The organism is Enterovirga sp. CN4-39 (genome assembly GCF_049446235.1).
Classification (GTDB): domain Bacteria; phylum Pseudomonadota; class Alphaproteobacteria; order Rhizobiales; family Beijerinckiaceae; genus Enterovirga.
In genome coordinates this window covers 69274-83861 of the sequence record NZ_JBMSEF010000017.1, presented here as the reverse complement: position 1 = coordinate 83861, position 14588 = coordinate 69274, and the positions used below count along the sequence as shown (strand labels likewise).

The window sequence follows — 14588 nt, the reverse complement described above, 5'->3', positions numbered from 1 at the left end:
CGGAGAGACCATGTTCTGCTCGATGGGCAGCCTACGAGATCGGACCGCCAGATCGGCCCGTGGCGGGACCGCACATGTGCTGCGCCCCGAGACTGCGATGCTCCCTCCCGCCCGCACAATCTCGATCCACCAGTCCGGATCTCGGACCTGACGCCTGCGCGCGATTTGAGTTGCCGCGGGACAACCGGTCATGCGCCTCGTCCGGCGGGAAGGAGCACCGCCTCCGCGCCGATGAGAGAGGTATTGAAACGGAACCCCGATCATGCAAGGTTTTCAAGTAACAACATAAGATTTCACAATGTGAAATCAGGGAGGGAGAACATGAAGGCGCGTATATTCGCGGCCGCTGCGGCCGTTACTGTGCTGTCTGCCGGAACAGTGCAGGCGGCTGACCCGATCAAGATCGGGATGCCCATGATCCTGTCCGGTCCGGGTGCGCTGTTCGGGGAACCCACCCTCAAAGGTGCGCAGATGTTCGTCGACGAGACGAACGCAAAGGGCGGCCTGCTCGGCCGCAAGCTGCAGCTGGTCTTCAAGGACAGCAAGGGCAACGCCGACGAGGCAGTTCGCGTCGCGCGCGAGATGATCCTCAAGGACGAGGTCGAATTCATCGTCGGCACCTTCACGGCTGCCGAGGGGCCGGCCGTCTCGCCGATCGCCAAGGAGAACAAGGTCGTCTTCATCGCTCCCGTCTCCAAGCCGGAAGCGCTGACCTCACCCCAGAACCTCCACCCCTACCTGTTCCGGACCGCGACCACGACCACGATCGAGGGCCGCTCCGCCGCGGAGCTGATCGCGAAGCTGCCGGTCAAGCGGATCGCCACGATCAGCCCGGACTACGCCTACGGCCAGGAGGTCACGGCGGCCTTCGTCGCACACCTCAAGAAGATCAAGCCGGATATGGAGATCATCGACCAGCAATGGCCGAAGCTGGGCGAGGCCGATTACACCCCCTTCATCAATGCGCAAATGGCGAAGAGGCCCGAGGCCGTCTTCAGCTCGCTGTGGGGCGGCCACTTCGTGACGTTCCTGAAACAGGCAAAGCCGCTCGGCTATTTCGAGCGCATCAGCAACAACTTCATCGCGGGCGGTGAAGCGGGCTCAATCGAATCGGCCAAGGCGATCGGTGATGACTACCCGTTGGGTATCTGGGGCAACTCCTACGACGTGTTCAACTGGGAGGATGGCCCGGCCGCGCATAAGGACTTCATCGACCGGCTGCGGAAATACACGGGACAGGAGCATCCCTCGTCGTGGCCGACGGTAGGCTACGTCGCCATACAGGTCCTGGCGGAGGGCATCCGGAAAGCGAACAGCACCAAGCCGGACGATGTCGCCAAGGCCCTGCCCGGCATCACGGTCGACACACCGATCGGCAAGCAGACCATCAACCCGAAGAACCACTCGGCCAATCGCGGCCAGTTCTGGGGGAAGATGGTTAAGGACCCGCGCTACTCCTTCGCCGTGATGGAGAAGCCGACCTACGTCGATCCGACGCCCTTCCTCGACTGAAGCCGCGTGACAGAATCCCCTGAAGGCGCACGTGCGCCCGAAGGCTCGGCCGTCAAGACCGTCGGCAAGGTGCTCGACCTGCTCGAGCATCTTGCCGCCGCTGGCCGGCCGGTCTCGATCTCCGAACTCGCCTCCATGACTGGCTTCAATATCTCTACGGCGCACCGCCTCATGCAAACGCTCGCCCGGCGCTCCTATGTCGAGCAGGACCGCTCGACGCGGGCCTATTCGCTCGGTTCCCGCCTGCTCGAACTCGGCTCCGCGTATTCCGGCAGCCTCGATCTGGTTGGGGCCGCGCGCCCCCGCCTCGAGGAGCTGCGCGACCGGGCCGGCGAGACGGTCCATCTCGCGATCCTTCGGGAACGCGACGTCGTCGAGATCTGCACGGCGGCCGGTCGTCAGGCCGTGACGGTGACGCGCGGGACCGGGCGTCGCGACCCGGCCCATTGCACGGCGACCGGCAAGGTCCTCCTGGCGGCATTGCCGCCGCCCGATCTCGACCGCTTCTTCTCCCTCGGGCCCCTGCCCGCACTGACGCCCCGCAACATCACCGACCCGGCCGAGCTCACAGCCGAACTCGTGCGCGTGCGCGAGGCCGGCTACGCAGTCGACGAAGAAGAACTCTGCGACGACGTCTGCTGCGTCGGCGTGCCCGTGCGGGACAGAGCCCGGCGAGTCGTTGCGGCCCTCAGCCTCGCGATGCCGAAGGCGCGCTTCCGCTCGGAAAAGGTGGCGAACTGGGTCGGCATGCTCTCGGACGCCTCCGCGCAGATCTCGCGCGGGATTTCGCTGTCCGGCGGGGGCTGATCGCCATGCTCGAGCCCTCCTTCCTCTTCGGGCAGTTCGTCGGCGGTGTCAGCATCGCCATGTTCCTGTTCCTGATCGCGTCCGGCCTCGCGCTGATCTTCGGCGTGCTGCGCATCCTGAACTTCGCGCACGGCTCGTTCTATATGATCGGGGCGTATCTCGCCTGGCAGATCGTCCATGTGCTGGACGCCCGGACGGGCTCGTTCTGGATCGCGGTCCTTGGCGCTGCAACCGCCGTCGCGCTGCTCGGGGCGGTGATTGAACGCCTGCTGCTCCGCCCGCTCTACGGCCGCGAGGAACTGTACCAGCTGCTCTTCACCTACGCGCTCGTCCTCGTGCTGGCCGATGTCGCGAAGATCGTCTGGGGGACACAGCAGCTCTCCGTCTCGCGCCCTCCCCTCCTCGCCGGCTCGAGTACCGTCTTCGGGACGGTCGTCCCGCACTACAACATCTTCATCATGGCCTTCGGGCCGCTCGTAGCGCTCGGGCTGTGGCTCATCCTTCACCGGACGCATATCGGGCGCATGATCCGCGCGGCTGCCCTGGACCGCGAGATGCTGGGCGCCCTCGGCGCGGATGTCGGCCGCCTCTACACGGCGATGTTCGCGCTGGGCTCCTTCCTGGCCGGCCTCGCGGGTGCGCTCGTCACGCCGATCAAGACGGTCAATCCCGGCATGGACGTCGAGATCATCGTCGAGGCCTTCATCGTCATCGTGATCGGCGGACTCGGGTCCCTTTGGGGTACCTTCGTCGGGGCGCTCATCTACGGGCAATTCCTGTCCTTCGGGATCCTGGTCTTCCCGCGCTTCTCCGCTTTCTCGGTCTTCGCCCTGATGGCCATCATCCTCATGGTCCGGCCGTGGGGCCTGTTCGGAAAGCCGCTCTCGCGATGAGCCGCTTCACCACCCGATCCGTGCCGTGGGCGGCGATCGCCTTCGCGGCCGCGCTCCTGGTCCCGATCGTCGGCACCCGCTTCTACACCTCCGTCGCAACCGACGTGCTGATCCTCGGGCTGTTCGCGACGAGCTTGAACCTGCTGCTGGGCACGACGGGCCTCGTCTCGTTCGGCCACGCGGCCTATTTCGCGGTCGGCGCGTATGTCTGCGCCATCGCCATGAAGACCTTCGGCGTGCCGTTCCCGCTGGCCCTGCCGCTGGCCGGGATCGCCTCGGCCCTTGCGGCGCTGGTCTTCGGCTTCTTCTGCGTTCGGCTGACGAAGATCTACTTCGCGATGCTGACGCTCGCCTTCGCGCAGATCGTCTGGGCCATCTGCTTCAAGTGGAACGACGTCACCGGCGGCGAGCAGGGCTTCTCCAACGTTCCCTACCCGGATCTCGCCTGGATGGGCGCGCTGCCGGGCTTGAGCAGCATGCGGGCGGGGGAGCTCTACTTCTATATCGTGCTCGTCGTCGTCGGCCTGTGCCTCTACGCGCTGCGCAGGATCACTCGCTCGCCGTTCGGCCGCATCCTGACCACGATCCGGGAGAACCCGGAGCGGGCCGAGTTCGTCGGCATCGACGTGCGGCGCTTCGAGCTTGCCGCCTTCGTCATCGCCGGCCTCTTCGCGGGGCTGGCGGGCGCCCTGTTCGGCATCTTCAATCGCGGCGTCTTCCCGGATTTCGGCTACTGGGCGAAGTCGGCCGAGGTCCTGATCATGGTCATCCTCGGCGGCATGGGCCAGTTCTGGGGCCCGCTCGTCGGAGCGTTCACGCTCGTCGCCCTGAACCAACAGATCACCTCCTATACCGAGTACTGGCCGCTCGTGCTCGGTGTGCTCCTCATTGTCCTGCTCTACGCCTTCCCGGCCGGGATCGTCGGCACCGCGGCAGAGTTCATGGGCACGCTCCGGCGGCGAGGCCGCGATGCTTGAGGTTTCGGGGCTCCGCAAGGCATTCGGCGGCTTCGTCGCGACGGCGGACGTGAGCCTGTCCGTGGCCCGGGGGGAGATCGCGGCCGTGATCGGCCCGAACGGGGCCGGCAAATCCACTTTGTTCAACCTGATCTCCGGACATGTCCGGCCGGATTCCGGCACGGTGCGCCTGGAGGGCCGCGACATCACGGGCGCGGCCCCGCATGTGATCTGCCGGCTCGGCATGGGCCGGTCATTCCAGCGCGCCAACATCTTCCCGAAGCTGACGGTGTTCGAGAACGTGCAGGCCGCGTTGATCGCGCATAAGGGAGCCGCCTCCAATCTGTGGGCTTCCTCGCGCGACATCTTTCGGGCGGAAACCGAAGCCCTGCTCGCCTCGCTGGGTCTCCTGCGTCAGGCGGACGCCACGAGCGGGACGCTGTCCTACGGCAACCAGAAACAGCTCGAGCTCGGCATCGCGCTCGCAGCCTCCCCGAAGCTCCTGCTCCTCGACGAGCCCACCGCCGGCATGTCGGCCGTCGAGACGGGCGAGACGATCGCCCTTCTCGAGCGCATCGCGTCCGAGCGCGAGCTGACGCTGCTGTTCACCGAGCACGACATGGAGGTCGTCTTCGCGATCGCGCACAAGATCGCGGTGCTGCACCAGGGTCGCATGATCGCCGTCGGCCGGCCCGACGAGGTGCGGACCGATCCGGAGGTGAAGCGGATCTATCTCGGGGAGCACGCGCCGTGAGCCCCCTGCTCGAGGTTCGCGACATCCACACCGCCTACGGTCGCTCGCGCGCGCTGTTCGGCGTCTCCCTGGTCGTCGAGCAGGGATCCTGCGTCTGCCTGCTCGGCCGCAACGGCGTCGGCAAGACCACCACCATGCGGTCCATCATGGGCCTGACGCCCCCCTCTTCGGGGCAGGTCCTCTGGAAGGGCGCGGACATCACCCGCCGTCGCCCTTTCGAGATCGCGCGCGCCGGCATCGGCTTCGTGCCGGAAGACCGGCGCGTGTTTGCGGATCTCTCCGTGCTCGAGAACCTCGATGTCGGCGGGCGCGCCGCCGCCCGGCCGGGGAGCTGGACGGTGGAGGCGGTGTTCCGGCTCTTTCCGAAGCTGCGCGAGTTGTCTGGCCGCAGGGCCGGACATCTCTCGGGCGGCGAGCAGCAGATGCTGACGATCGGCCGCACGTTGATGGGCAACCCCGAACTGCTCCTGCTCGACGAGCCGTCCGAAGGCCTGGCGCCGCTCGTCGTGGAGGCGCTCCTCGAGCAGGTGGCCGAGCTGAAGCGCCAGGGCCTAACCATCCTGCTCGCAGAACAGGGCCTGCACTTCTCGCTGGCGCTCGCCGACAGGGTCTATGTGCTGCAGAAGGGGGCGTGCCGCTTCTCCGGCCCATCGAGCGCGCTGCGGGACGATCCCAAGCTCCGCGACGAGTTGCTGGCCCTGTCGGCCGGCACCTGAATCACATCATCGTACGAGGGAGAAGCCAGAGATGCCGTTCGTGAGCGTGAAGATCCTCAAGGGCCACCCGCAGGAGCGCAAGGACGAGATATCCCGGCGCGTGACAGAGGCCATCAGCGAGGTAGCGTCCCTGCCCAAGGAGGCGATCTGGGTCGTGTTCGAGGATGTCGAGGCCGAGGACTGGTATGTCGGCTCGGAGCGGGTGAGCGAGCTCAAGAAGAAGGCCGCGGAGCGCAGCGCCCGATGAACGTCTCGGTCCGCCATCCTGCATTCGGAAACGTCGTCGGGACATCGGTCGAGCTGGAGCGAGTTGCGACCGGCTTCCTCTTCACGGAGGGGCCGCTCTGGCATCCGGGCGAGCGCTCGCTTCTCTTCAGCGACATGCCGGGGGACATCATCCGGCGCTGGACGGCGGCTGGCGGGGTCGAGACCTTCCGGTCGCCGAGCGGAAAGTCGAACGGGCTCACCTGGGACCGCCAGGGCCGGCTCCTGGCCTGCCAGCATGCAACCAGCACGGTCACCCGCACGGAGGCGGACGGAGCGCTCACGACGCTCGCCAGCCACCACGAAGGGAAGGAGCTGAACAGCCCGAACGACATCGTGGTGAAGAGCGATGGGGCGATCTACTTCTCCGATCCCGTCTACGGGCGGATGGACTTCTATGGCATCGAGCGCCCCGTCCAGCTCGGGTTCCAGGGCGTCTACCGGCTCGCCCCGGAAGGCGGCGCGCCGCTTCTACTGGCGAAGGATTTCGGCCAACCGAACGGGCTGTGCTTCTCCGCCGACGAGCGCAGCCTGTACGTCAACGACACCGAGCGGATGCATATCCGGCGCTTCGACGTAGGGCCAGACGGCACGCTCGGGAACGGCCATGTCTTCGCGGAAACGACCGGAGAGGGTGACGGCGCGCCCGACGGCATGAAGATCGACAGCGAGGGCAACCTCTATTGCTGCGGCCCGGGTGGCGTCCACGTCTTCCACGAATCGGGCGAATGCCTCGGCGTCATCCACACGCCCGAGGTCGCGGCGAATTTCGCCTTCGGAGACGACGACCTCCGAAGCCTCTTCATCACCGCCTCGACCTCGCTCTATCGAGTGCGAATCAAGGTGCCCGGCACTTCCCCGTTTCCGACCTGAGCGGGTTCCTCTCGCCGGCGGTTGTTCCGGCCACCCGTGGGAGGGATCAAGCCTGTATCGGGCCCGCAGGGGCGGGCCCCTCTGAATGCGACCTCAAACGCGCCACATGGCGACCACTCGCCGTCGCTCATCCGCGGCATCTCTCGTCGACGGAATTGGGCGTTCGTGCCCGTTGCACCCTTGCTCCTTCTACTCGGCGGCTGCGCCTGCGTGATACAGGTCGCGTCCGCGGCCCATCGATCGATAACATCATCGCAGGCTGGCTCCTCGGCCCCGGCGCTGCTGCGCCTTGCTTCGGGACTTCCTCGAAAGAGAATCGGGACGACCCGGAACGAGCTCGGCCTGCCCATACGAGGGACAACCGGGTGACAGCGCGGGCATCGTGATGCCTACGGGAATGTCTATCCGCTCGAAAGGGCCAGTCTCAGCGTTGAAGGCGGTGCTTTGGCCAGCGATTCGCCAAGACCTTACGGTGGATCGGCCGTTCCCAGGCCCTTCGCCCGCGCGGGCACTGCAACGAGCTGGGGTCGTTTAGATGCCCTGTCTCAGCGAGCCTCAGGTGCCCGACGTTCGGGCGTACATTCCAGTGTTCGTCGTGGACCGGCACGTCGACGAAGCGATGCGCGCTCGGCAGATAACGGCGGGCGCTCTCGACGACACGACCGGCGACGAAGCGAGTGACAGTCTCGATCCCGTGATTCCGCCCTCCGGTACGGAACTACCCTCACCATGCACATCGCACAAAGTCGTCGTCCGGACCCCGGAATCGGTCCGTTTGATCGCAAGCTTTTCGGGCATCCCGATTCGTGAAGGAGGGTGGATGCCATGCCACGCAAGCGGTTCGCGAACGAGCAGATCGCCTTCGCCTTGCGGAGCGGAAACTCAGACGGCGGTCGAGTAGATCTGCCGCAAGATGGGTGTCTCCGAGCCCAGCTTTGACCGATAGAACAAGCAACGTCGGGCCGGGCGTGCCCGGGGCTAAACCAGTTCGAAGACGGAAACGCGGAGTTGAGGCGCCTGGTCGTCGACCTGTCGCTGGGCCGGGTGATGCCGCGGGAGGGTTCGACGCCCGACCCCGCCCGTCTTGGACTGCTACACGCGAGTGTCGCTCGCGATAGTCCAGAGAGGGGACTTCCGGGCGTACCAAGTCACCGAAGTGCTCGACCGGCTCGCCGGAGAGCGGAGCAGGCCGAAGAGCCTTGGAGTGGACAACGGGCCCGACTTCGCTGGCAGCAATGCTTCAGCGAGGGGCGTATCTCAACCGCGTCGAGATCAACCTTCTCCCAGCTACAAAACAGACAAAAATGCCGACACCGAGGCGTTCGAGGGCCGCCTGCGTATGGCATGCCGCAACGCGCCATGGTTCCTGTCGATGGAGATCCCCGCGACCGGATCGAGGAATGGAGGACAAACTACAGCGAAGACTGACCCCGCCCGCACTCGGCGGTTCGACCCCGAGCGCGTATCCAACCAAGCTACCGAAGCCCGGCGACTTGCATAGACTCTGGACCACAAACGGGGTCAGACGAGGCCGACAATGCAGTAACGTTCAGCCTGGGCCACACGCTGGGGACCGGCCAGGGAACACCGCCCAGCCAGCCCCATGGGTGTAAGCCCTAACTGAAGAAGCCGCTGTTCAGGTTGGTCACGCCGAGAAGCGTGATAGTCGTGCCGTCCGGCATCGTGATAGTGGTCGAACCACCCGAAACCTGAGCGGTCGACACAACATTTTCGATTGCCGCGCTGTCCGCGCCTGCAAAGGAAATCCGATCGCCCCCGGCCTGATCAAACCCAACTACCGTGTCATTGCCAGCGTTGTCGCCGGTGTAGGCGAGTAGCTGTGCACCTTGATCAAGTACGAACAGATCATCTCCCCCGCCGCCGATCAGAGTGTCCGCACCGGTCCCGCTGTAGATCGTATCGTTGCCGATCCCGCCGAACAGGTAGTCGTTACCCGCGCCGCCGTTGATGAAGTCGTTACCGTCGCCACCCTCGACGTAGTCGTCGCCGCCATACCCGAAGATTGTGTCGTTACCAGAGCCCCCGATTACCGAGTCGGCCTCTTCTCCGCCGGCAGCGTAGTCGTCGCCCCCTCCGAGGTTCAGGTAATTGATACCTGCACCACCCTCGACATAGTCGTTGCCGTCGCCGCTGAACACAGTGTCATTGCCGGCGCCGCCGATGATCGTATCCGCACTCGCACCTCCAGCGACGTAGTCGTCGCCTTCGCCAGCATTGATGAAGTTCGAACCGGATCCCCCGTCGATATAGTCATTCCCGGCGCCGGCAAAAATCGTATCATTGCCGGATCCGCCGAACACTGAATCCGCACCCGCGCCTGCAGCCACGTAGTTGCTGCCTGTCCCGAGCCCGACCAGATTGCTGCCATCGCCGGTCTCGATATAGTTGTTGCCGTCGCCGCTGATGACGGTGTCATTACCGGACCCACCCATTACGGTATTGTTGCCGGACGCCGTGTATACGTAGTTGCGCCCCTCGCCGGTGTTGATGAAGTCGTTTCCGGCACCAGCGTCAACGTAGTCATCGCCCTCACCGGCAAACACGGTGTCCTGGCCGCTGCCGCCGAAAACACTGTCGTTACCCTCACCGGCGGCAACATAGTTGTTGCCCTCCACGCCGACGAAGAGGTCGTCTCCCGCCCCAAGCTCCGCATAGTCATCGCCAGTACCGGCGATAATGGTGTCGGAACCCGTTCCCCCGATTGCGAAGTCATCGCCCTCGCCAAGGTTGAAATAGTTCCCGTCATTTCCACCCCGGACGGTATCATTGCCCGCTCCGGCCTCATAGTAGTTCTGACCCGGCCCCGTGAACGTGACATCATCCGGACCTGCCGTTCCGGGAATCTGCGTGCCGCCGGGGATTGTGGCCATGACCGCCTGCTACGATTGAGTAAGGTTGCTGAAATCCTTACGCCGCCCGACCGGACGGTGTCATGCGCGAAGTTGTTTCATGTTGTAACCACGGCGTGCTCCCGCGCAGCGCAATGGCTGCAATAGTCCAAACGAGTGGGTTGAAGGGCGCTGTCTCCAGGATCTGCCCTGCGAGGGGCCCGGCTCGCGGACGATCCCCCCTCCCCCCGGACTGTCGAAGGGTCGGCACGGTCCGATTGCTCACGAGGATGGCGCTGACTAGATGACGCGCAGAGCGCAACAAGGCCAGGAAAGATGTCTGAATGGTCGCTAAGGAGACCGGGTTGAATGGTTTGAGCGCCGAGCACGTGATCGTTCGTGAACAGTACGAGCGACGCACGCCCTTCTTCCACAACATCGACGTCGCTGACGTGAGCGGAGGCCAGCGAAACACGTCAGTCTGGAGCAGCGGCCGGTCTTCCCTGCCAGACTCGAAAGTCCACCGGCTTCGTGACGCCGTGGTGTACGACACCGGCGCCGTCGTAACGGCCGAGGGCCGGGTTGTACCCGAAACCCTCCTGAGAAATGTTGTCCCGGGCGGTTCACGAGAGCCGCACAAGCGGATCGAAGGCACGTTGGCTCTGCTCAGGAAGCCGGGTGACATGAACTTCGGCCACTGGCTCGTCGAGCTTCTCCCTCGCATCCGGGACTTCAGGCAGGCGGCTCCGGAGGCGCATCTCCGCTTCGGTGTCCCTACGCACCCGATCAGCATGTCGGATCTCAGACTCGATACGCTCGCGCTCTATGGTATAGGACGCGAGGACGTGGTCTGGCTCTCGAACGATGCGGTCGTCGTCGACGATTTGATGTTCATGACGTCGAATTCGATCCACAGCCACACACATGATGCCGCCGGCGTGAGGGATCTCGTGTCTCGCGCCAGGGCGGCCGCGGGCCCGCTCTCTGGGGAGCGCCGCCTGTATGTGCGGCGTCCTGACCACCTTAAGCGGCGGCTGCTCAATGAGGACGAAATCGCGTCCCGGCTAGCCGATGAGGGATTTGAAATCGTTCATCCGGAACAGATGGCCTTTCGGGAACAGGTTCGCACCTTCGCGGAAGCGCGGTACATCGTGGGTGTCTCAGGGGCGGCCCTCACAAACCTTATCTGGGCAAGAAGCCCCGTCGACGTCCTCTCCCTGTCTCCGAACGCCCCGGGCGAGTTCTTTTTTTGGGACCTCGCGAATATCACGGGTGCACGCTTCTCTACTGTGTTCGGCCGAGCGTATGATGCGCCGCCTACCGTGCACAGCAATTTCAGGCTGGAGGTCTCCTGGCTGGACAGGTGGCTCTCTCTCACTCGGTGAGTTCCGAGCTCGATGTCGATTTCGGCCAAACCCAATGGATCTTGGCGACCAGAGCCTCCCATCGCGCGATGGAGATGCGAGTTGAGCAGGCTGTCGGTTTTCCGCCGGACACCGAGGCGTCCACAAGTTGGCGCAGGGAGATTGAGAGAATGGCACCGCCTCAGGGACCGGTCACTTCCTCGACTGTCCACAGCCTTGTCTCTTCCGCGGAGAGGCTACTTCACCAACACGATACAGCGAGGTCAGTCTCTCCTCGTGCAAAGACACGAACCGACCACCATCGCGCATACCCCGGCGCGCCGTATCTAGCCTCCTTCAGCCAAAGAGACGAAGCTGTCGCTCGGAAAGTTCGGCTGAGGCTGGAACGGTTGGGCGGTGAAGAGCTCTGGCCCGGCTTCTGGTTCGCACCCGCGGCTGCAAGCGAACTCGAGGCGGCCCTCCGCCCAACCGACGCCTACCACATCCGGCATGTCGACGCCTCAGTTGGACGCTTTATGCTGAGCGCTGCAGCCGGCCACAGGTGCCGCCGTCTGTTCGAAGAACGTATCGCACCCCATATTATCGACCTAACAAAAATCCGCGCCACCTTCTGCAACATGGGAGAGGTATTCTTCGCTTCCACCCTCCGCCGGTACCAGGCCGAAGTGGAACGTAGCTCGACATTGGACGATCTCTCGCTTCTCCTCATGCGCCATGGCAGCGACAAAGGAGCCGGCTGGCACAACTACGCGCGTCTCTACGCGGAGATCTTTCGTCGCCACCGCAAGCCGGTTTCGAACCTCATGGAGATCGGACTTGGTACCAACAATATATCGATTCCGTCGAACATGGGCAAAGATGGCGTGCCAGGCGCATCGTTACGCGCCTGGAGAGAATATTTCCCATCCGCGACGGTCTACGGCGCGGACATCGACCGAGGCATACTCTTCACCGAAGATAGAATAAGGACCTTTTTTGTGGACCAGACGGATCGATCGTCATTCGACGACCTCTGGCGAGCTATCGGCCCCATCACCTTCGACATCTTCATCGACGACGGGCTGCATACTCTCGACGCAGCGCGGCTGACATTCGAGAGTTCGATCGGCCGACTCGAACATGATGGCGTCTACATCATCGAAGATATCCCCCTCGCGCAGTCAGATGACTACCTCGCGTTCGTGCGCAATAGCGGACACGCAGCCGTCCTCGTGGAGCTTCCGCACGCAGTCAACGATGTCGACAACGCCCTCATCTTGGTCACGAGGCGACCCGGCTGTTGATCGAGCCCAAGTAACCCGTCCGATCAGCCCAGGCGCTCCGCGACCATGGCGGGCGTCTTGATCCCCCGCGAAGGCCTAACATTGCTGATCTCGAACAAGCGTTCAATGGTGAACTCGGCGAGTTCGAGCTCCTGGAAGGTGCGCACGATGTCATCGTAGGCGTCTCGCAGGATCGTGGACCGAGGGTTCAGCCCCTGAAGGGTAACGAGTCCGGTCGGAGGACAGTCGAACGACACCATTCGCAAATCCGGGCGATATGTCGATAGAATTGGGATAAGCTTCCAGACGTCTCCCGCCCAGTGCATCCGCCGCAACTGGTCGGACCGTTGCTCAGGCTGATGAATCCGCTCCGCGATCTCCACCGAGTACGGAAGACAGTCGTGCAGCAGGATCAACCCGTCCGGTGCACAGAACCGCTCCGTGTTGATGAAATCTCGAAGCAGGACCTCGAACCAGTGCAGCCCATCTAGAAAGGCGAGATCGATGGGTCGTGGGAACAGCACCCGGCTTTCGGAGAGCCGAAAGAAGTCGTCGCTGGTTTGCCGATACAGGTGACACTCCGGCTTGTTGCTGATCACATCGGCTCTGAGGCGGAAGTCTGGATCGACGGCAATCGAGCTGCATCTGGAATACGCCAGCGACGCGCCGGTGCCGATTCCAATCTCGAAGTACAACTGAGGTGATCGAGCCTGATGAATCAGATCGAGTAGCGTTCGATAACTGATTCCCGGCAACCTCGGCACCGATGCCGCCTTCTGTTCACGTTGAGAGGGATTTGACATCAGCGGTCAGCCACGTTCCTGCTCTTAAGTCCTGTGCTCACGAAGGACCTCCTTGTACAGATCGAGATGGGGCCGGAGGGAATGTCGATCGGGCCGAGGGCGACGCATCGTGGCGCGGATTCGATCCCAGACGGAAACGTCGATCGCGAGATCCGCGATGAGGCGACCGAGGGCGACGTGATCCCCGACAGGGAAGTGCAGGCCGTCGATCCCGGGCCTGACCTTCTCCGCCATCCCGCCGATGCCGCTGCAGATCACCGGTCGACCGAGCGCCAGCGCCTCCTCGATCACCAGAGGCGAATTTTCCCACCAGATCGACGGAACGATCACCCAGTCCACATCCGCCATCAACTCCGGCAACTCGTCTGCTCCATAGCTTCCCCGCAAGCGCGCCCGCCCGTTAGCGCGAGCGACCGCGGCAGCAACGGCCGACTGCAATTCCGGGGTGTTAAGCGTCAAGTTTGCCGCGTGGATTGAGACCTCCGCCGGAAATCGTATACGGGTCTCGCTCTCCTGCGCACTCAAGAGTGCCTTCAGCAGTCGAAGGAGGCCCTTGTAGGGTGTAACCTGGCCGAAGAACCCGAACTTGCGACGCCCCTCACCGGTCGCGAGCCGCCTCGGAGGCGGCGGTCCGCTCGCGAACACCGGGGGGAGGTTGTCGACCTGGGTGATCCTTCCCGGCTCGATGCCCCAACTGACATAGCGTTCCATCAGGAAGCGGCTAGGAGCGATGAGGCGGTGAACCGGCGCGAGGCTTTCAAGCAGATACCCCGCCCGCCCAGCGAACGCCAGGGGACTATGCTCCGGAAAACAATTCGCGCACGCGTGAGGATCAGGCCTCGTACAAAGACTGAAATCAGGACGGGTCACCATCTGCCCATTGTGATGACAGAGCGCCATGAATTCGTGCAAGGTAAGTAAAATCTTCGCGCGCGGCGCATCCTCGCGACACCTACGAAATACGTCCGCACCAAACTGCATGTAGTGATGGAAATGAACGATATCGGGATCAAATGCTTTGATCACAAGCGAGATCGCCTTTGCCTGAACGGCCGACCTCGCATCGAGTGAAAAATAATCACTCATTTTAGTCTTTATCGATACTTCGTCCGACCGCCCTTCAAAAAACTCGACCTCTCCGGACTGCCGCACAAAGTCGACCGGCGCTGCCGCGGCGAACATGGTCGTGCAGCCCTCGACCCCCTTGAGCGCGCTGAATAGCCGGTAGGCTGCGATCTCTCCGCCTCCCGGAAACCGCTCCGGGTGACCGTGAGCCATGATCAGAACTCTCATGAAACGCGATGTATGCCGGCCCGACGGCACTGCCTAGTGGACTTGAAAGGTTGTGCGTGAGCGCTTCCCGGCTGTAGCGCCAACCGTCGATCGCTAATTGCGTCCTAGACCATACCACTTTACGGAAGGTACGACCCTCCAGATTCGACTTCGAGCGGCTTTGATGTCACGGGATCTACGGCACCTTGCCTCAGCGGCTGAGCAGGGTTTTGACGCGGTTGGCCACAGAGACGAACGCCGGC

At 63.6% G+C, this 14588-nt stretch carries 13 protein-coding genes; 10 read left to right on the top strand and 3 right to left on the bottom strand.

All coding sequences use genetic code 11. From position 1 onward, the window contains the following. Window positions 1-321 precede the first annotated feature (321 nt). The 8 genes from ACO2SS_RS22550 to ACO2SS_RS22515 are packed head-to-tail and all read left to right on the top strand — an operon-like array spanning window position 322 to window position 6775. On the top strand, window positions 322-1512 hold the full coding sequence (locus ACO2SS_RS22550) for an ABC transporter substrate-binding protein (RefSeq protein ID WP_423280075.1): 1191 nt from the start codon (window positions 322-324) through the stop codon (window positions 1510-1512). 6 nt (window positions 1513-1518) lie between these two features. Then, the gene (locus tag ACO2SS_RS22545; RefSeq protein ID WP_423280073.1) at window positions 1519-2319 is read left to right on the top strand and encodes an IclR family transcriptional regulator; all 801 of its coding nucleotides are present in this window, start codon (window positions 1519-1521) and stop codon (window positions 2317-2319) included. Window positions 2320-2324: 5 nt separating this feature from the next. Then, the gene (locus tag ACO2SS_RS22540; protein ID WP_423280071.1) at window positions 2325-3212 is read left to right on the top strand and encodes a branched-chain amino acid ABC transporter permease; all 888 of its coding nucleotides are present in this window, start codon (window positions 2325-2327) and stop codon (window positions 3210-3212) included. Beyond that, entirely contained in the window at window positions 3209-4189 is a 981-nt protein-coding gene (locus tag ACO2SS_RS22535) for a branched-chain amino acid ABC transporter permease (RefSeq protein ID WP_423280070.1), read from the top strand. Before ACO2SS_RS22540 ends, ACO2SS_RS22535 begins: the two co-directional genes overlap by 4 nt. Beyond that, the gene (locus ACO2SS_RS22530) at window positions 4182-4922 is read left to right on the top strand and encodes an ABC transporter ATP-binding protein (protein ID WP_423280069.1); all 741 of its coding nucleotides are present in this window, start codon (window positions 4182-4184) and stop codon (window positions 4920-4922) included. The genes ACO2SS_RS22535 and ACO2SS_RS22530 overlap by 8 nt, the downstream gene beginning before the upstream one ends. Then, window positions 4919-5638, top strand: coding sequence for an ABC transporter ATP-binding protein (locus ACO2SS_RS22525; RefSeq protein WP_423280068.1), 720 nt, complete (start codon window positions 4919-4921; stop codon window positions 5636-5638). Before ACO2SS_RS22530 ends, ACO2SS_RS22525 begins: the two co-directional genes overlap by 4 nt. A gap of 31 nt (window positions 5639-5669) precedes the next feature. Beyond that, window positions 5670-5885: a tautomerase family protein gene (locus ACO2SS_RS22520; protein ID WP_423280067.1), complete on the top strand. Its 216-nt coding sequence runs from the start codon at window positions 5670-5672 to the stop codon at window positions 5883-5885. Beyond that, window positions 5882-6775 carry an SMP-30/gluconolactonase/LRE family protein gene (locus ACO2SS_RS22515; RefSeq protein WP_423280066.1) on the top strand — a complete coding sequence of 298 codons (894 nt, stop codon included), beginning with the start codon at window positions 5882-5884 and terminating at the stop codon, window positions 6773-6775. Before ACO2SS_RS22520 ends, ACO2SS_RS22515 begins: the two co-directional genes overlap by 4 nt. A gap of 1616 nt (window positions 6776-8391) precedes the next feature. On the opposite strand, the gene ACO2SS_RS22510 is transcribed toward ACO2SS_RS22515, so the two are convergent. Further along, window positions 8392-9666, bottom strand: a complete 1275-nt coding sequence (locus ACO2SS_RS22510) for a calcium-binding protein (protein ID WP_423280065.1) — start codon at window positions 9664-9666, stop codon at window positions 8392-8394. Between the two features lie 302 nt (window positions 9667-9968). Here ACO2SS_RS22510 and ACO2SS_RS22505 point away from each other — a divergent pair, with 302 nt between their 5' ends. Beyond that, window positions 9969-11009: a glycosyltransferase family 61 protein gene (locus ACO2SS_RS22505; protein WP_423280064.1), complete on the top strand. Its 1041-nt coding sequence runs from the start codon at window positions 9969-9971 to the stop codon at window positions 11007-11009. A gap of 368 nt (window positions 11010-11377) precedes the next feature. Continuing rightward, window positions 11378-12271, top strand: a complete 894-nt coding sequence (locus ACO2SS_RS22500) for a hypothetical protein (protein ID WP_423280063.1) — start codon at window positions 11378-11380, stop codon at window positions 12269-12271. Between the two features lie 23 nt (window positions 12272-12294). Here the strand turns inward: ACO2SS_RS22500 and ACO2SS_RS22495 are convergent, their stop codons facing one another. Together ACO2SS_RS22495 and ACO2SS_RS22490 are read right to left on the bottom strand one after the other, a co-directional pair. Continuing rightward, window positions 12295-13053, bottom strand: coding sequence for a class I SAM-dependent methyltransferase (locus tag ACO2SS_RS22495; RefSeq protein WP_423280062.1), 759 nt, complete (start codon window positions 13051-13053; stop codon window positions 12295-12297). A gap of 24 nt (window positions 13054-13077) precedes the next feature. Next, window positions 13078-14331 carry a glycosyltransferase gene (locus ACO2SS_RS22490; protein ID WP_423280061.1) on the bottom strand — a complete coding sequence of 418 codons (1254 nt, stop codon included), beginning with the start codon at window positions 14329-14331 and terminating at the stop codon, window positions 13078-13080. Between the last annotated feature and the right edge of the window lie 257 nt (window positions 14332-14588).